This window comes from Variovorax sp. MSC1_012 (genome assembly GCF_023667525.1).
GTDB classification, from domain to species: domain Bacteria; phylum Pseudomonadota; class Gammaproteobacteria; order Burkholderiales; family Burkholderiaceae_C; genus Variovorax; species Variovorax beijingensis_B.
In genome coordinates, this window is the sequence record NZ_CM174443.1 from 1,095,660 (window position 1) to 1,113,244 (window position 17,585).

The following is a 17,585-nucleotide window of genomic DNA, read 5'->3' on the forward strand; positions in this document are numbered from 1 at the left end:
CGCAAGTGAAGATATTTAAGAGGTCAAAAGTGTGAATTTTTTCACGAATTGCAAAAAAGTTTGCACTTGTGAACCCGTCAGCGCAGGAAGACGTGCTCCATGAACTGCCTGATGGGGTACTGCACCACGGCCTGCACGCCGGCCGGCAGTTCCAGCGGCCGCATCAGCATCTTGAGCGTGGCACCCGGGCTCAGATGGGTGCGCACGGTGCTGTTCATGCGCGTGCTCAGCTGCTGGACGTAGGCGGTGTCGGCGGCCCGCTCGGGCGTGCGGGCGCGCACCACGTGGCGGATGGCGCAGTCGGCGTCCTCGCTCTTGAGTTCCAGCGTGCGCCGGCCGATGGTGCCCAGCACGCGGAAGCGGCTCAGCCCTTCCTCTTGCCGGTAGCGCCGAAAAAAGCGGTAGAAGTGCTTGTAGTGGCTGACCTCGTCGGCCGCGATGCGGCTCGCCAAGTCGCACAGCACCGGTTCGGCCGAGCTGCGCGCGAGCGCCCGGTAGTAGCTGGCGGTGCCGGTCTCGATGACGCAGCGCGCGGTCAACTCGAGCCCGCGCGTGGGCGCGAGCAGCTCCACCTTGCAGTAGGTGGCGTATTCCTCCAGGAAGCCGCGATAGGCGCCTTCCCAGTCGAACTCGGGCCAGACGTGGGACACGTAGGCGCGCAAGGCCCTGCCATGCTGCAGTTCCTCGGCTTCCCATTGCTGGGTGAGCCAGGCGGTGACTTCGTCGTCGCCGCGGAAGAAGTCGACCAGGTTCTGCGTGTACAGGTCCGAGCCGCTTTCGATGAACGAGGCGCAGGCCACGAGGTAGAAGAGATTTTCGTCCCGGCGGACCTCCTGCCGCGCGATGCGGGAGAAATCCAGGTCCTCGATCTTCCAGTGTGCCGCCTCTTGGCCTGCCATGCATGCTCCTTGATTCACGTTGAAATGAATGGGACGAAGCCGCGCGTATTTGGTTCTGCGCGCTAATTCCCATATTAGCTTTGGCGTCCGCGTGGCGCGGGCGTCTCTTGGCGCAGGCGCGGCCCGCAAGCGAAACCTATAATCGATCGTTCAAGCAAATCAAGCAGTCAGGTCGGCTCGCCGCAGTGGTTTCGACGAGAGGGTCGCCATCGCCAGGCCGCCCTCGACAGAAGACGAAATCCAAAGATGAGCCAGCCCACAATCACGGTCGCGGACATCCGCAAGACCTTTCTCGATTTCTTCGCTTCCAAGGGCCACACGGTGGTGGCCTCCAGCTCGCTGGTGCCGGGCAACGACCCCACGCTCATGTTCACCAACTCGGGCATGGTGCAGTTCAAGGACGTGTTCCTCGGCGAAGACAAGCGGCCCTACGTTCGCGCCGCCTCGGTCCAGGCGTGCCTGCGCGCCGGCGGCAAGCACAACGACCTGGAGAACGTGGGCTACACCGCGCGCCACCACACCTTCTTCGAGATGCTGGGCAACTGGAGCTTCGGCGACTACTTCAAGCGCGACTCGCTGAAGTGGGCCTTCGAGCTGCTGACCGAGGTCTACAAGCTGCCGGCCGACAAGCTCTGGGCCACGGTCTACATCGAGGACGACGAGGCCTACGACATCTGGACCAAGGAAATCGGCCTGCCGCCCGAGCGCGTGGTGCGCATCGGCGACAACAAGGGCGGGCGCTACATGTCCGACAACTTCTGGATGATGGCCGACACGGGCCCCTGCGGCCCGTGCTCCGAGATCTTCTACGACCACGGCCCCGAGATCCCCGGCGGCCCGCCCGGTTCGCCCGACGAAGACGGCGACCGCTACATCGAGATCTGGAACAACGTGTTCATGCAGTTCGACATGCAGCCCGACGGCTCGGTCAAGAAGCTGCCTGCCCCCTGCGTGGACACCGGCATGGGCCTGGAGCGCCTGGCCGCGATCCTGCAGCACGTGCACAGCAACTACGAGATCGACATCTTCGACGCGCTCATCAAGGCCGCCGCGCGCGAAACCGGCGAGAAGGACCTGGGCAACAACTCGCTGCGCGTGATTGCCGACCACATCCGCGCCACCTCGTTCCTGGTGGCCGACGGCGTCATTCCGTCGAACGAGGGCCGCGGCTACGTGCAGCGCCGCATCGTGCGCCGCGCAATCCGCCACGGCTACAAGCTGGGCCAGAAGAAGCCGTTCTTCCACAAGCTGGTGCCCGACCTCGTGAAGCTCATGGGCGAGGCCTACCCCAAGCTGGTGGCCGACGAGAAGCGCATCACCGACACGCTCAAGGCCGAGGAAGAACGCTTCTTCGAGACGCTGGCCAACGGCATGGAAATTCTCGACGCGGCGCTGGCCGGCGACGCCAAGACGCTGCCGGGCGAGGTCGCCTTCAAGCTGCACGACACCTACGGCTTCCCGTTGGACCTGTCGGCCGACGTGTGCCGCGAACGCGGCGTGAGCGTGGACGAAGCCGGCTTCAACGCCGCCATGGAAAAGCAGAAGGCCGCAGGCCGCGCCGCCGGCAAGTTCAAGATGGACCGCAACGTCGACTACGGCGGCGCGGGCAACGTCTTCACGGGCTACGAACACCTCGAGGAAACGGCCAAGGTCGTGGCGCTGTACTTCGAAGGCGCGGCCGTGCAGCAACTGAAGGAAGGCCAGCCTGGCATCGTGGTGCTCGACACCACGCCCTTCTATTCGGAGAGCGGCGGCCAGGTCGGCGACCAGGGCGTGCTGGTGGCCGAGGGCGTGCAGTTCGGCGTGGACGACACGCAGAAGATCAAGGCCGACGTGTTCGGCCACCACGGCACGCAGACCCAGGGCACGCTCAAGGTGGGCGACACGATCAAGGCCGCGGTCGACACCGCGCGCCGCGCCGCCACCATGCGCAACCACTCGGTCACGCACCTGATGCACAAGGCCCTGCGCGAAGTGCTGGGCGCGCACGTGCAGCAGAAGGGTTCGCTGGTCGATGCGGACAAGACGCGCTTCGACTTCGCGCACAACGCGGCTGTCACGCACGACCAGATCCTGGAAATCGAAAAGCGCGTGAACGCCGAGATCCTGGCCAACACCGAGACGCATGCGCGCGTGATGGACATGGAGTCGGCCCAGAAGACCGGCGCCATGATGCTGTTCGGCGAGAAGTACGGCGAGAGCGTGCGCGTGCTCGACATCGGCTCGAGCCGCGAGCTCTGCGGCGGCACCCACGTGGGCCGCACGGGTGATATCGGCCTGTTCAAGATCGTGAGCGAAGGCGGCGTGGCCGCCGGCGTGCGCCGCATCGAAGCCGTCACCGGCGCCAATGCGCTCGGCTACCTGCAGGAGCTCGAGGCCACGGTGCAGAGCGTGGCTGCCACGCTCAAGTCGCCCGCTGCCGAGCTGCAGGGCCGGCTCACGCAGGTGCTGGAGCAGGTGAGGGCGCTGGAGCGCGAGGTGGGCTCGCTCAAGGGCAAGCTCGCATCGTCCAAGGGCGACGAGCTCGTGGCGCAGGCGGTGGACGTCAACGGCATCAAGGTGCTCGCCGCCAAGCTCGATGGCGCCGACGCCAAGACGCTGCGCGACACCATGGACAAGCTCAAGGACAAGCTCAAGACGGCCGTGATCGTGCTGGCCGCGGTCGACGGCGCCAAGGTGCAGGTGGCTGCGGGCGTCACGAGCGACACGGTCGGCAAAATCAAGGCCGGCGAACTGGTCAACTTTGTCGCGCAGCAAGTGGGCGGCAAGGGCGGCGGCAAGGCCGACATGGCCATGGCCGGCGGCACCGACGCCGCGGGCCTGCCGGCGGCGCTCCAATCGGTGCAAGCCTGGGTGGCGGAACGCACCTGATGGCCCGAGCCGAGGTGCCCGACCGGCCTCCCGGCGAAGTGCTGGTGATGGGGGCGGGCACCATCGGCTGCTTCGTGGGCGGCCGCCTGGCGGCGGCCGGTGTGCCGGTCACTTTCGTCGGCCGTCCGCGCGTGCTGCAGGGCCTGGCCGAACACGGCCTGGCGCTCACCGATCTGGAAGGCGGCACGCATCGCCTGCCGGCTGCGAGCCTTCGGCTGAGCGAGCAGGTGCCCGTCGGCGCGATGCCGGCGCTGGTGCTGCTGTGCGTGAAGAGCGGCGCCACGGCCGAGGCTGCCGCGGAGCTCGCCTTTGCGCTGCCCGCGGGCACGCTGGTCGTCTCGCTGCAGAACGGCATCTCGAACTGCGCCGCGGCGTCCCGCGTGGGCCCCACGCTCCAGGTGCTGCCGGGCATGGTGCCCTACAACGTGGCCGAGATCGGGCCCGGTGCCTTCCACCGCGGAACCGCCGGCCGGCTGGCGGCGCAGGACGATGCGGCGCTGCGGCGCTGCGGCCCTGGCTGCCGGTCTTCACGCGGGCCGGCGTGCCGCTCGACCTTTACCCTGACCTGCTGCCCGTGCAATGGGGCAAGCTGCTGCTCAACCTCAACAATCCGGTCAATGCGCTCTCGGGCCTGCCGCTGCGCGACGAGCTGCTGCAGCGCGGCTACCGGCGCTGCTTCGCGGCGCTGATCGACGAAGCGCTGGGTGTGCTGGGCAGCGCCGGCATCGCGCCCGCGCAGGTGGCCGCGGTGCCGGCCCAGCGGCTGTCGGCGGTGCTGCGGCTGCCCGACTGGCTGTTTCGCATCGTCGCGGCGCGCATGCTGCGCATCGACGCCAAGGCCCGCTCGAGCATGGCCGACGACCTGGCGCTCGGACGCCGCACCGAGATCGATGCGCTCAGCGGCGAGGTCGTGCGCCTCGCGCAGGACCAGGACCTGGAGGCGCCGCGCAATGCAAGGATGTTCGCGCTGCTCGAGGAGTGGCCCGCGCAGCCCCGGCGCTGGACGGCACGGCAATTGCAAGACGCACTGGGCCTGTAGCGCGGACGCTGTACCCTCTGGGGGCCATCGGTGCGCATGGTTTCAAGGGAGTGTTCTCATGCAGGTTCTGATCCTCGGCAGCGGTGTCATCGGCACCTCGGTGGCGTACTACCTGGCACGCGCCGGCCATGACGTGACGGTGCTCGAGCGCCAGCCCGCGCCCGCGCTCGAAACCAGCTTCGGCAATGCCGGCGAGGTGTCGCCCGGCTATTCGGCGCCATGGGCCGGGCCCGGCGTGCCGCTCAAGGCCATCAAGTGGATGCTCATGCAGCACAGCCCGCTCGTGATCAAGCCCATGCTCGATCCGGCCATGTGGCGCTGGGGCCTGTCGATGCTGTGCAATTGCACGCAGGCGCGCTACGAACTCAACAAGGGCCGCATGGTCCGGCTTGCCGAGTACAGCCGCGACTGCCTGAAGGCGCTGCGCGCCGACACCGGCATCCGCTACGACGAACGCGCGCTCGGTACCCTGCAGCTCTTTCGAACCCAGAAGCAGCTCGACGGCATCGCCAAGGACGTCGAAGTGCTCCAGGCCTCCGGCGTGCCCTACCAGGTGCTCGACCGCGAAGGCTGCGTGCAGTACGAGCCGGCGCTTGCGGCCGTGAAGAACAAGTTCGTCGGCGGGCTGCGCCTGCCGGGCGACGAGACCGGCGACTGCTTCAAGTTCACGCAGGCGCTGGCGGTGCTGGCCGAGGCGGCCGGCGCGAAGTTCCGTTTCGGCGTGGCCATCCAGGCCATCGAGCACGACGCCGGCGGCGTCACGGCCGTGCGCACCGACGCCGGCCGCTTCTCGGCCGATCGCTACGTGGTGGCGCTCGGCAGCTACTCGCCGGCCATGGTCAAGCCGCTGGGCATCGACCTGCCGGTGTACCCGGTCAAGGGCTTCTCGATCACCGTGCCCATCTCCGACGCCAGCGGCGCGCCCGAATCCACCGTGATGGACGAGACCTTCAAGGTGGCCGTCACGCGGCTGGGCGAGCGCATCCGCGTGGGCGGCACCGCGCAGCTCTCGGGCTTCGACCTGCGGCTCGATGCGAAGCGGCGCGACACGCTCGAGCACGTCGTGACCGATCTCTTTCCGAAGGGCGGCAGTGTGCGCGACGCCTCCTTCTGGACCGGCCTGCGCCCCATGACGCCCGACGGCACCCCGGTGATTGGCGCCACGCGCATTCCCAACCTCATGCTGAGCACCGGCCACGGCACGCTCGGCTGGACCATGGCGGCCGGCACCGGCCGCGTGATGGCCGACCTGATCGATGGCCGAAGCCCCGCCATCGACATGGAAGGGCTGACGGTGGCGCGCTACGGCGCCTGAGCCGAGCAGCCGGACAACCCGCCTGATACCACCCGCCGTCCGTACGGCGGGCCGCGGCCGTGCGCGCTGGATTTAAGGGTTTGTACTTAGATTGACGAAGCCATTCGTACTCGGTATTCTTCGTCTCGTTCCATTAATAAATCATTGTTTCATTAGTGAAACAAACAGATCAACCCACGAACGCCATGCCATCCACACGTCGACAAGCCATTGCAGCCGCCGTCGCACTGGGCGCCGCCTGCGCCACCGGGCTCGCCCGGGCCGACAGCTATCCGAGCAAGCCGATCACGCTGGTCGTCGCCTATCCGGCCGGCGGCGACACCGACGCGCTGGCGCGGCTCTTCGCCGAGAAGCTGTCGACGCGCGTGGGCCAGCCCGTGGTGGTCGACAACCGCCCCGGCGCCAGCGGCATCATCGGCAGCGCCCATGTCTCGAAGGCGCAGCCCGACGGCTACACGCTGCTGCTTTCCCCCAGCACCTTCTCGATCGCGCAGCTGGTGCTCAAGACGGGCGGCACCTCAAGCTACGACGTGCTGAACGGCTTCACGCCGATCGTGCAGACCGGCAGCCAGCCGCTGTTCCTGGTGGCGAGCGGCGCCAGCGGCATGGCGAGCGCGAAGGAGCTGGTGGCCGCGGCCAAGGGCGGCAAGCAGCTGACCTACGCGAGCCCGGGCAGCGGCTCGCCGATGCACATCCTGGGCGAGATGTTCAACCGCGCCGCGGGCGTGAACCTCGCGCACGTGCCCTACAAGGGCGTGGCGCCCGCGGTCAACGACGTGCTGGGCGGCCACGTGCCCGCCACCTTCATCACGCTGGGCCCGGTGGCGCCGCACCTCACCAACGGCAAGATGCTGCCGCTCGCGGTGGCATCGCGCGAGCGCTCGGCTCTTGCGCCGAAGGTGCCGACGCTGCAGGAGCTCGGCTACAAGGACGTGGAGGTCACGGCCTGGAACGGCCTCTGGGGCCCGCGCAACCTGCCGCCCGAAACCGTGAAGACGCTCAACGCGCACTTCAACGAGATCCTCAAGATGCCGGACGTCGTCTCGCGCATGGCCGTTCTCGGCACCACGCCGGTGGGCGGCGGCTCCGACGTGCTCGGCAAGACCAATGCCGCGGACTTCGAGCGCTTCGGCAAGGTCATCAAGGAGATCGGCATCCAGGCCGACTGAAATAGCATGACCGAACTCAAGGCCCTTCCCGATCCCTCGAGCCTGCAAGCCTTGCTGGCCGAGCTACCCGCCAACTTGCTGGCGGGCCGCCGCATCCTCGTGACCGGCGGCGCGCGCGGGCTGGGGCTTGCGTTTGCGCAGTGCATCGCCGCGGCCGGTGCGCAGGTGGTGCTGGCCGACATCCTCGGCGAGCTGGCCGGGAGCGAGGCCAGGGCGCTGCGCGATGCCGGCCACCAGGCGCATGCGCTTGAAGTCGACCTGTCGGAGCCGGCCTCCATCGATGCCTGCGCCGCGGAGGCGCTTCGCCTGCTCGGCGGGCTCGACGGCCTCGTCAACAACGCGGCCATCACCAACTCGGGCGGACGCGATGCGCACCAGCTCGACGTCGACACCTGGGACCGCGTGATGGACGTCAACGTGCGCGGTACCTGGCTCATGGGCCGGGCCTGCCGGCCCGCGCTCGCGGCCAGCGGGCGCGGCGCGGTGGTCAACCTTGCGTCCGACACCGCGCTGTGGGGCGCACCCAACCTGCTGGCCTATGCGTCGAGCAAGGGCGCCGTCATTGCCATGACGCGCTCGCTGGCGCGCGAATGGGGCGGCGACAACATCACCGTCAACGCCGTGGCGCCCGGCCTCACGCTGGTGGAAGCCACCGAGTACGTGCCGATGGCGCGCCACCAGAAGTACCTCGAAGGCCGCGCCATTCCGCGCGAGCAGCAGGCAGCCGACGTGTGCGGCGCCACGCTGTACCTGCTTTCCGGCCTCGCGCGCTTCGTGACGGGCCAGCTGCTGGCCGTCAACGGCGGCTTTGCGATGCACTGAATCAAATTTTTCCGACGAATGGAGTGAACCCGATGAGCGATTTGTCCGAACAGCAGAAGATCACCGATACCGCCGGCAGCACGCTGGCGCAGCCCGAAGGCAGCAGCCTGGCCGAGTGGATGAACAGCCGCATCGCGCGCTACGAGACCCGCAAGTACGACTGGGATGCGCTCAAGTTCCAGGCCGACCTCGACCCCAAGTTCCGCCGCGCGCAGATGCGCTACGTGGGCACCGGCGGCACCGGCGTTGCGAAGGACGTCAACACCGTGCCGGCCGAGCATTTCACCTTCTCCACCATGGTGATCCCGGCTGGCCATGAAGGCCCGCCGCACCTGCACACCGACGTGGAAGAGGTGTTCTTCCTGATCCGCGGCAAGCTCAAGGTGGTGATCGAAAAGGACGGCGAGCGCTTCGAAACCATCATGACCGACCGCGACCTGATCTCGGTGCCGCCGGGTGTGTACCGCGAAGAGATCAACATCGGCGACGAAGACGCGCTGATGTGCGTGATGCTCGGCGCGAAGAAGCCCGTGACGCCGACCTATCCGGCCGACCATCCGCTCGCGAAGATCAAGCGCTGAAGAAGAAGCAGGCCATGAACGACGCCATCGCCACCGACGTGCTGACCGCCTTGCCCGCTTCCGAGCTGGCGCTGCTGGAGGCCCGCTTTCCGGCGCGCGCCGTGCCGGTGGGCGGCAGTGCCGTGGTGTCGGTGCGCGAGCGCGGCGCGGGCCCGGCCATCGTCTGCCTGCACGGCATCGGCTCGGGTGCGGCCTCGTGGCTCAACGTCGCCTTGCTGCTGGCGCCGCAGGCCCGTGTGGTCGCGTGGGATGCGCCGGGCTATGGCGCCTCGACGCCGCTCGCGGCCGCGGCGCCTTCCGCGGCCGACTACGCGCAGCGGCTGCACGGCCTCTTCGATGCGCTCGACATCCAGTCCTGCGTGCTGGTCGGCCATTCGCTCGGTGCGCTCACTGCCGCGTCTGCCGCGCGCAAGGATTCGGCCCTGGCTTCGCGCATCCGGCGCCTCGTGCTGGTCAGCCCCGCGGCCGGCTATGGCGCCACGCATCGCGAGGAAGCCCGCCGCAAGGTGCGCGCCGAGCGGCTCGCCACGCTCGACGAGCTCGGCATCGCCGGCATGGCCGCGAAGCGCGCGGGCCGCCTCGTGTCCGGCAGTGCCAGCGAACTCGCGCGCCAGTGGGTGCAGTGGAACATGGCGCAGCTCAACGACGGCGGCTACCGCCAGGCCGTCGAGCTGCTGTGCAACGCCGACCTGCTGGCCGACCTGCCGCCCGCCATGCCGGTGCGCGTGGCCTGCGGCGCGCTCGATGCCGTCACCACGCCCGAAGCCTGCGCCGAAGTCGCGCGCCGCTGCGGCGTGCCGCTCGAATCGATTGCCGATGCCGGGCATGCGAGCTACGTGGAGCAGCCGCAGGCCGTTGCCGCGCTGCTGCGTGAAGTGCTCGCCGCCTGACAGAAGACACACCACAAGACAACCAAAGGGAAGAACGAACCACCATGGCCACCAACGACAACGAGACAATGGAAGAGGGCGGCGAGCGCTACAACGTGCCGGCGCTCGAACGCGGCCTGCGCGTGCTGTGCGAGTTCAGCCGCGAGAGCCGCACGCTCTCCGCGCCCGAGCTGGCGCGCCGCCTCGACCTGCCGCGCTCGACCGTGTTCCGGCTGCTCACCACGCTGGAGAACATGGGTTTTCTCGAGCGCGCCGAAGGCGGGCGCGACTACCGCCTGGGCCTGGCGGTGCTGCGCCTGGGCTTCGAATACCTGGCCTCGCTCGAGCTCACGCAGCTGGGCGCGCCGCTGCTCAACCGCCTGTGCGACGAGCTGCGCACGCCCTGCAACCTGGTGGTGCGCGACGGCCGCTCCATCGTCTATGTGGCCAAGGTGGCGCCGCCCACGCCCTTCGCAAGCTCGGTCACCGTGGGCACGCGCCTGCCGGCCCATGCCACGGTGCTCGGCCGCGTGCTGCTCGAAGACCTCACGCTGCCGCAGCTGCGCGCGCTCTACCCGGAAGACAGGCTCGAGACCTTCTCGCCGAGCACGCCCAAGACCGTGAGCGAGCTGTTCGACATGGTGCAGGCCGACCGCTCGCGCGGCTACGTGCTGGGCGAAGGCTTCTTCGAATCGAACATCTCCAGCATCGCGGCGCCGGTGCGCGACCACAGCGGCCATATCGTGGCGGCGCTGGGCGCCACCATCACCTCGGGCCACATCGAGGAGAACCGCATGGACGAGATGGTGCAGCGCGTGCGCGCCACCGCCGAAGAAATTTCGGGCCTCTTGAACTACTCGCCCGCCCGCGCGCAGAAGGTGGTGCCGCTTCGCAGCGCATGAACCACGCCATGACACAGCTGTCTTCTTCTTCCTTCCTTGCCGCCGATGCACTGGCGGGCCGCGTGGCCGTGGTCACGGGCGGTTCCTCGGGCATCGGCCTGGCCGCGGTCGAGCTGCTGCTCGAATGCGGCGCCGCGGTGGCGCTGTGCGGCCGCAACGCCGGGCGGCTCGAAAGCGCGGTGGCCGGCCTGCGCGCAAGGCACGCGGGCGCGCGGCTCTTCGCGCAACCCTGCGATGTGCTCGACGGCCCCTCGGTGCGCGCCTTTGCGGCCGCCAGCGAGGCCGCGCTCGGCCCCGCCTCGATGCTGGTCAACAACGCGGGGCAGGGGCGCGTTTCCACCTTCGCCGATACCGACGATGCGGCCTGGACCGAGGAACTCCACCTGAAGTTCTTCTCGGTCATCAACCCCACGCGCGCCTTCCTGCCGCAGCTCGCGGCGCAGCGTGCCGTGCTGGGCGACGCCGCCATCGTCTGCGCCAACTCGCTGCTGGCGCGCCAGCCCGAGCCGCACATGGTCGCGACCTCGGCCGCGCGCGCCGGCTTGCTGAACCTCGTGCGCTCGATGGCCACCGAGTTCGCGCCGCAGGGCGTGCGCGTGAACGGCATCCTGATCGGCCTGGTCGAGTCGGGCCAGTGGCGCCGCCGCTTCGAGGCGCGCGAAGACAAGTCGCAGGACTGGGCCGCATGGAGCGGCCGGCTCGCGCAGGACAAGCACATCCCGCTGGGCCGCCTGGGGCTTCCGACCGAAGCCGCGCGTGCCATTCTTTTCCTTGCTTCGCCTCTCGCGTCCTACACGACGGGCAGCCATATCGATATTTCCGGAGGCCTTTCGCGCCATGCATAACCCGAACAACAACACAGTCACGGTCGGCGCAGTCGTCGCGGCTTTTCTCGAGCAGTGCGGCGTCAAGGTGGCCTTCGGCGTGATCTCGATCCACAACATGCCGATCCTCGATGCCTTCGCCCAGCGCGGCGCGATCCGCTTCGTGCCCGCGCGCGGCGAGGCCGGGGCCGGCAACATGGCCGACGCCTATGCGCGCTCCACGGCCAGCCTGGGCGTGTGCCTCACGAGCACGGGCCCGGCGGCCGGCAACATCGCGGGCAGCATGGTCGAGGCGCTGACGGCCGGTGCGCCGCTCTTGCACATCACGGGGCAGATCGAGACGCCGTACCTCGACAAGGGCATGTCGTACATCCATGAAGCGCCCGACCAGCTCACCATGCTCAAGGCGGTGTCGAAGGCGGCCCTGCGCGTGCGCAGCGTGGAAACCGTGATCGGCACGCTCAAGCGCGCGGTGCAGCTCGCATTGACGGCGCCCACCGGGCCGGTCAGCGTGGAGATTCCGATCGACATCCAGTCCGCGCTCACGACCATGCCGGCCGACCTGTCGCCGCTGCCCATCGAACGGCCCGTGCCTTCCGCGGCCTCGCTCGACGCGCTGGCCGCGCGCCTTGCAGCCGCCAGGCGTCCGATGCTGTGGGTCGGCGGCGGCGCGCGCCATGCGGGCGCTGCCATCCGCCGGCTGCAGAAGCTCGGCTTCGGCGTGGTCACGACCACCCAGGGCCGCGGCACGGTGCCCGAAGACGATGCGGGTTCGCTCGGCTCCTACAACATCCACAAGCCGGTCGAGGCGCTGTACCAGCGCTGCGATGCGATGCTGGTCGTCGGCTCGCGCCTGCGCGGCAACGAAACGCTCAAGTACGAACTGAAGTTGCCGCGCCCGCTGCTGCGCATCGATGCCGACGCCGCCGCCGAAGGCCGCGGCTACGCCACCGACCTGTTCGTCTGCGGCGATTCCGCGCTGGCGCTCGAAGGCCTGGCCGACCGCCTCGAGGCCGCGAAGTACAGCGCCGACCCGGTGCTGCTTGCCGAGCTGCGTGCCGCGCACGCGCAGGCCGTGGCCTCGCTGACCGACGGCCTCGGCCCCTACGCCGCGCTCGTGAAGGAACTGCAGGCCGCAGCCGGCCGCAGCTTCAACTGGGTGCGCGACGTCACGGTGTCGAACAGCACCTGGGGCAACCGCGAGCTGCGCATCTTCGAGCCGAGCGCGGGCGTGCATGCCACGGGCGGCGGCATCGGGCAGGGCATGCCGATGGCCATCGGTGCGGCCATTGGCGCGGCCGAGACGGGCTCGGGCCGCAAGACCTTCTGCCTGGCCGGCGACGGCGGCTTCATCCTGAACCTCGGCGAGCTCGCCACCGCGGTGCAGGAGCAGGCCGACATGGTGATCGTGCTCATGAACGACAAAGGCTACGGCGTCATCAAGAACATCCAGGACGCGCAGTACGGCGGCCGCCGCTGCTATGCCGACCTGCACACGCCCGACTACGCGATGCTGTGCGCCTCGCTGGCCCTGCCGCATGCGCGCGTGCAGCGCATGGACGAGCTGAAGGCGAAGCTCGGCGAGGCGCTGGCAAAGAAGGGCCCGTTCCTGCTCGAGATCGACATGCTGTCGATCGGCGAGTTCAAGAGCGCCTTCGCCGGCCCGCCGACCAACACCGTGACGCAGATTCCGGCGCTCGGCAAGGCTGCCGCTGCGTCGGTGGAGTGAAGGGCATGACCGCGTTGCGCATTGCACTCATCGGCTGCGGTGCCATCGGCACCTCGGTGCTCGAACTGCTCAAGGGCGACACGGCCCTGGCGGTGGTGGCCATCGTCGTGCCGGTCGAAGGCGTGGCCGCGGCGCAGAAGCTGGTGCCCGGCGTGCCGGTCGCAAGCCGCGTGCCGGCTTCAGGCATCGACCTCGTGGTCGAGACGGCGGGCCATGCGGCCATCGAGGAGCATGTGCTGCCGGCGCTCGCACGCGGCACGCCGTGCATCGTCGCCTCGGTGGGCGCGCTGTCGGCCGCGGGCCTCGCCGAAAGGCTCGAAGCCGCCGCCACTGCCGGCCGCACCCAGGTGCAGCTGATCGCAGGCGCCATCGGCGCCATCGACGCACTGGCCGCCGCCCGCATCGGCGGGCTCGACAGCGTGCGCTACACGGGTCGCAAGCCCCCGCAGGCCTGGAAAGGCACGCCGGCCGAGCAGGGCCGCGACCTCGATGCGCTCACGCAAGAGACCGTGATCTTCGAAGGCAGCGCACGCGAGGCGGCGCAGCTCTATCCCAAGAACGCCAACGTTGCGGCCACCGTGTCGCTCGCGGGGCTGGGGCTCGACAAGACGCTCGTGCGGCTCGTCGCCGACCCGGCCATTGCCGAGAACGTGCACACGGTCGAAGCCGAGGGTGCCTTCGGCAGCTTCGAGCTGACCATGCGCAACAAGCCGCTCGCGGCCAACCCCAAGACCTCCGCGCTCACCGTGTACAGCGCGGTGCGCGCGCTGCGCAACCGGGCCGCGGCGCTCGCCATCTGAGTCATTTCCCATGATTTCTTCCGAACTTCTTCCGATCTGCATTGCCGGCGAATGGCGTCTGGGCGGCGGCGACGTGTACGAGAGCCTCTATCCCGCCACGAGCGAGCCGATCGCGCGCCTGAAGGCCGCGAGCCTGGCCGACGTCGAGGAGGCCATCGCGCGCGCCGACCACGCGTTTCGCACCAGCGGCTGGGCCCAGCGCCTGCCGCACGAGCGCGCCGCGGTGCTGCACCGCGTGGCGCAGCTGATCCGCGAAGAGGGCGAAAGCCTTGCGCAGAAGCAGCGCCTGGACAACGGCAAGCCGATCAACGAAACGCGCAACCTCGTGGCCAGCGCCGCGGGCACCTTCCAGTTCTTCGCGGCTGCGTTGGAGACGCTCGAAGAAACCATCACCCCTTCGCGCGGCGCCTTCGTCACGATGAGCGTGCACGAGCCCATGGGCGTGGTCGCCGCCATCACGCCGTGGAACTCTCCGATCGCGAGCGAAGCACAGAAGCTGGCGCCCGCGCTGGCGGCCGGCAACGCGGTGGTCGTGAAGCCCGCCGAGGTCACGCCGCTGATGGCGCTGGAGCTGGCGCGCATCTGCGAGCAGGCCGGCGTGCCCAAGGGCATCGTCAGCGTGCTGCCGGGAAAGGGCTCGGTCATCGGCGATGCGATCACGAAGCATCCGCTGGTCAAGCGCGTATCGTTCACCGGCGGCACCACCACCGGCAAGCACATTGCGCACATCGCGGCCGACAAGATGATGCCGGTGTCGCTGGAGCTGGGCGGCAAGTCGCCCACCATGGTGCTCGACGATGCGGACCTCGACCATGCGGTGAACGGCGTGCTCTACGGCATCTTCAGCTCGTCGGGCGAGTCGTGCATCGCGGGCTCGCGGCTTTTCGTGGCGCGCGGCATCTACGACGAGTTCCTCACGCGGCTGGCCGAAGGCGCCAATGCATTGCGCGTGGGCGATCCGGCCTCGGAGCGCACGCAGATGGGACCGCTCATCACCGCCAGGCACCGCGAGGGCATCGAGCGCTACGTGGAACTGGGCGTGTCCGAGGGCGGGCGCATCCGCACCGGGGGCGTGCGTCCCCATGGCGGTGCGTACGACAAGGGCTACTTCTACCGGCCGACCATCATCGAGGGCCTGGACAACAGCGCGCGCATCAGCCAGGAAGAGATCTTCGGCCCTGTGCTGGTCGCGATGCCCTTCGACGACGAGGAGTCGCTGGTCGCGCAGGCCAACGACAGCGTCTACGCGCTGGCCGCGGGTGTCTGGAGCCGCGACTTCAAGCGCGCCTGGAAGCTCGGCCGTGCGGTGCAGGCCGGCACGGTATGGGTCAACACCTACAAGCAGTTCTCGGTCTCCACGCCGTTCGGCGGCTGGCGCGACAGCGGCCTGGGCCGTGAAAAGGGCCGCGAAGGCATCTTCCAGTACATGGAGCAAAAGAGCATGTACTGGGGCACCAACGAACAACCTCTGCCCTGGGCACTGACATGAGCGTACTTGGCATCGACCAGATCACCTACGGGGCAGACGACCTGCCCACCTGCCGCCGTTTCTTCGAGGACTGGGGCCTTGCGCTGAAGTCGGAAGCGGCCGACGAGCTCGTCTTCGAATGCCTCAACGGCTGCAAGGTGGTCGTCGCTGCGTTGGACAAGGCGGACCTGCCGAGCGCGATGGAAGAGGGCCCGACGCTGCGCGAAGTGGTGTGGGGCGTGGAAAGCGAAACGGACCTCGACCGCTACGCCGCAGCCATCGCCCAGGACCCGGCCTTCTTCGATGGCACGGTCGAAGGCGCGCGCCGCATCGGCTGCATCGATCCCAACGGCCTCGCGGTGCGCCTGCAGGTCAGCCGCAAGCATGCGGTCGAGGTCGACTGCGGCGCCATGAACACCTGGAACGCCAAGCCGCGCATCAACCAGCCGGCACCGGTCTACGAACGTGCGACGCCGATCGAGGTCGGCCACGTGGTGTTCTTCGTGAGCGACGTGGCGGCCACCAGCGCGTTCTACGCACAGCGCTTCGGCTTCATTTCGTCCGACAGCTATCCGAACCGCGGCGCGTTCATGCGCTGTGCGCCGGAAGGCGGCCACCACGACCTGTTCCTGCTGCAGATCCCTTCGGGCAAGCGCGGGCTCAACCACGTGGCCTTCACAGTGCGCGACATCCACGAGGTATTCGGCGGCGGCCTGCACTTTTCACGCCGCGGCTGGGAAACGCAGCTGGGCCCGGGGCGGCATCCGGTGTCCTCCGCGTACTTCTGGTACTTCAAGAATCCGGCCGGCGGCCTGATCGAGTACTACGCGGACGAAGACCAGCTCACCGCCGACTGGCAGCCGCGCGAGTTCGAGCCGGGCCCGACGGTGTTCGCCGAATGGGCGGTCGACGGCGGCCTGGACGGCAACACGCGCCGCCAGAAGAACGCGGAAGGCCCGAAGGGCGCCTTCCTCACAGAAAAAAAGTGAACCCGATAACCATCACCATGCAACGACGCCTCTCCCTTTCCCTTGCGTTCGCCGCTCTGTCGGCCTTTGCCATCGCTTCGCCCGCGCATGCCCAGGGCGATGCGCAGAAGCAGCTCTCGAGCGACCGCTTCACCATCGTCTCGCCGTTCCCGCCCGGCGGCCCGGTCGACACGCTGGCGCGCGTGCTTTCCGAGGGGCTTGCCAAGCGCTATGGCCAGGCCGCGGTGGTCGAGAACCTGGTCGGCGCGGCCGGCAACATCGGCATCGACAAGGTCAAGCGCGCCAAGGGCGACGGCCACACGCTGCTCGTGGTCCCGGCGGGCAACCTCACGATCAACCCCACGCTGATGCCGAACTTCCCGTTCAACGTCGAGAAGGACTTCGTGCCCGTCACCATGCTGGCCAAGGCGCCCAACGTGCTGGTGGCCTCGCCGTCGTCGGGCATCAGGAGCGCGAAGGATCTGGTGGCGCAGGCCAAGGCCAAGCCCAACACGCTGTCGTATGCATCGCCGGGCGTGGGCAGCGGCCTGCACCTGGCGGGCGAACTGTTCAAGCAGCAGGCCGGCATCGACCTGCTGCACGTGCCCTACAAGGGAACCGCGCCCGCGCTCAACGACGTGCTCGGCGGCTCGGTGCCGCTGATGTTCAGCAACCTGCCGGCGACCATGCCTTTCATCAAGAACGGCAAGCTGGTGGCGCTGGGCGTGACCGAGGCCGCGCGCAGCCCCGCCGCGCCCGACATTCCCACGCTGGCGGAGCAGGGCATCCAGGGCGTGGCCGTGACCTCGTGGTATGGCCTGCTGGCACCCAAAGGCACGCCGCCCGCGGTGGTCGAGCAGCTCGCGAAGGACGCGGCCGAGATGCTGGCCCAGCCCGACGTGCGCGAGCGCCTCAAGGCGCAGGGCATGACCGACGCCGCCATGAAGCCGGCCGCCTTTGCCGCGCATATCCGCGACGAGACGGCCGTGTGGGCCAAGGTCATCAAGGCCCGCAACATCGTGGCCGAGTGAGCGCGGACCCGCGCGCCTGCCGCCATTCTTTTCCGCCCGATTCACATCCACCTCACCCCACGGAGGCACACCATGCAACAAGACCGCTACCTGCAACCGCACCAGGCGCGCCAGCGCCCCGCGACCACCTATGAAGACCTGCTGGGGGACGTGATCGAGCGTGCCTTTGCCGACGGCATCCACGACCTGCCCGGCCTCGTGCAGCGGCTCAACGACAGCGGCCTGGCCACCCCCGCGGGGCAGCCGTGGACCGAGGCGCTGTACCGCAAGGAAATGGCCACGCTGGCCGCCTGAGGAG

17 protein-coding genes are annotated in these 17,585 nt (G+C 68.9%); 16 read left to right on the forward strand and 1 reads right to left on the reverse strand.

The annotated features are described in order from the left end of the window. Positions 1 to 77: 77 nt before the first annotated feature. Positions 78 to 899, reverse strand: a complete 822-nt coding sequence (locus L1081_RS05065) for a ferritin-like domain-containing protein (RefSeq protein WP_489415477.1) — start codon at positions 897 to 899, stop codon at positions 78 to 80. A gap of 246 nt (positions 900 to 1,145) precedes the next feature. Here L1081_RS05065 and alaS point away from each other — a divergent pair, with 246 nt between their 5' ends. The 16 genes from alaS (at position 1,146) to L1081_RS05145 (ending at position 17,581) form a co-directional block, all read left to right on the forward strand. Continuing rightward, positions 1,146 to 3,770, forward strand: coding sequence for an alanine--tRNA ligase (alaS, locus tag L1081_RS05070; protein WP_489415478.1), 2,625 nt, complete (start codon positions 1,146 to 1,148; stop codon positions 3,768 to 3,770). Then, positions 3,770 to 4,459 (forward strand): 2-dehydropantoate 2-reductase N-terminal domain-containing protein, encoded by a 690-nt coding sequence (locus L1081_RS05075; protein WP_489415479.1) that lies wholly within the window; start codon positions 3,770 to 3,772, stop codon positions 4,457 to 4,459. Before alaS ends, L1081_RS05075 begins: the two co-directional genes overlap by 1 nt. Further along, positions 4,345 to 4,809 (forward strand): ketopantoate reductase C-terminal domain-containing protein, encoded by a 465-nt coding sequence (locus L1081_RS05080; protein WP_489415480.1) that lies wholly within the window; start codon positions 4,345 to 4,347, stop codon positions 4,807 to 4,809. Before L1081_RS05075 ends, L1081_RS05080 begins: the two co-directional genes overlap by 115 nt. Before the next feature lie 58 nt (positions 4,810 to 4,867). Next, positions 4,868 to 6,124 carry a D-amino acid dehydrogenase gene (locus L1081_RS05085; protein ID WP_489415481.1) on the forward strand — a complete coding sequence of 419 codons (1,257 nt, stop codon included), beginning with the start codon at positions 4,868 to 4,870 and terminating at the stop codon, positions 6,122 to 6,124. 185 nt (positions 6,125 to 6,309) lie between these two features. Continuing rightward, the gene (locus L1081_RS05090; protein ID WP_489415482.1) at positions 6,310 to 7,293 is read left to right on the forward strand and encodes a tripartite tricarboxylate transporter substrate-binding protein; all 984 of its coding nucleotides are present in this window, start codon (positions 6,310 to 6,312) and stop codon (positions 7,291 to 7,293) included. A 6-nt stretch (positions 7,294 to 7,299) separates the two neighbouring features. Then, positions 7,300 to 8,115, forward strand: a complete 816-nt coding sequence (locus L1081_RS05095; RefSeq protein WP_489415483.1) for an SDR family oxidoreductase — start codon at positions 7,300 to 7,302, stop codon at positions 8,113 to 8,115. Positions 8,116 to 8,147: 32 nt separating this feature from the next. After that, positions 8,148 to 8,696, forward strand: a complete 549-nt coding sequence (locus L1081_RS05100; protein WP_012748269.1) for a cupin domain-containing protein — start codon at positions 8,148 to 8,150, stop codon at positions 8,694 to 8,696. Positions 8,697 to 8,710: 14 nt separating this feature from the next. Next, on the forward strand, positions 8,711 to 9,586 hold the full coding sequence (locus L1081_RS05105) for an alpha/beta fold hydrolase (protein ID WP_489415484.1): 876 nt from the start codon (positions 8,711 to 8,713) through the stop codon (positions 9,584 to 9,586). Positions 9,587 to 9,630: 44 nt separating this feature from the next. Beyond that, entirely contained in the window at positions 9,631 to 10,467 is an 837-nt protein-coding gene (locus tag L1081_RS05110) for an IclR family transcriptional regulator (RefSeq protein WP_124958134.1), read from the forward strand. Between the two features lie 8 nt (positions 10,468 to 10,475). Continuing rightward, a complete protein-coding gene (locus L1081_RS05115) occupies positions 10,476 to 11,312 on the forward strand; it encodes an SDR family oxidoreductase (protein WP_489416736.1) in 837 nt (278 codons plus the stop codon). Then, entirely contained in the window at positions 11,305 to 13,020 is a 1,716-nt protein-coding gene (locus L1081_RS05120; RefSeq protein ID WP_489415485.1) for a thiamine pyrophosphate-binding protein, read from the forward strand. The genes L1081_RS05115 and L1081_RS05120 overlap by 8 nt, the downstream gene beginning before the upstream one ends. Positions 13,021 to 13,025: 5 nt before the next feature. Continuing rightward, positions 13,026 to 13,820, forward strand: a complete 795-nt coding sequence (locus L1081_RS05125; RefSeq protein ID WP_489415486.1) for an aspartate dehydrogenase — start codon at positions 13,026 to 13,028, stop codon at positions 13,818 to 13,820. Between the two features lie 10 nt (positions 13,821 to 13,830). Further along, positions 13,831 to 15,309, forward strand: coding sequence for an aldehyde dehydrogenase family protein (locus L1081_RS05130; RefSeq protein WP_489415487.1), 1,479 nt, complete (start codon positions 13,831 to 13,833; stop codon positions 15,307 to 15,309). Continuing rightward, a complete protein-coding gene (locus L1081_RS05135) occupies positions 15,306 to 16,277 on the forward strand; it encodes a VOC family protein (protein ID WP_489415488.1) in 972 nt (323 codons plus the stop codon). Before L1081_RS05130 ends, L1081_RS05135 begins: the two co-directional genes overlap by 4 nt. 17 nt (positions 16,278 to 16,294) lie before the next feature. Continuing rightward, complete coding sequence (locus tag L1081_RS05140; protein WP_489415489.1) at positions 16,295 to 17,287, forward strand: tripartite tricarboxylate transporter substrate-binding protein; 993 nt, start codon at positions 16,295 to 16,297, stop codon at positions 17,285 to 17,287. A 72-nt stretch (positions 17,288 to 17,359) separates the two neighbouring features. After that, the gene (locus L1081_RS05145; RefSeq protein ID WP_489415490.1) at positions 17,360 to 17,581 is read left to right on the forward strand and encodes a recombinase-like helix-turn-helix domain-containing protein; all 222 of its coding nucleotides are present in this window, start codon (positions 17,360 to 17,362) and stop codon (positions 17,579 to 17,581) included. Positions 17,582 to 17,585 lie beyond the last annotated feature (4 nt).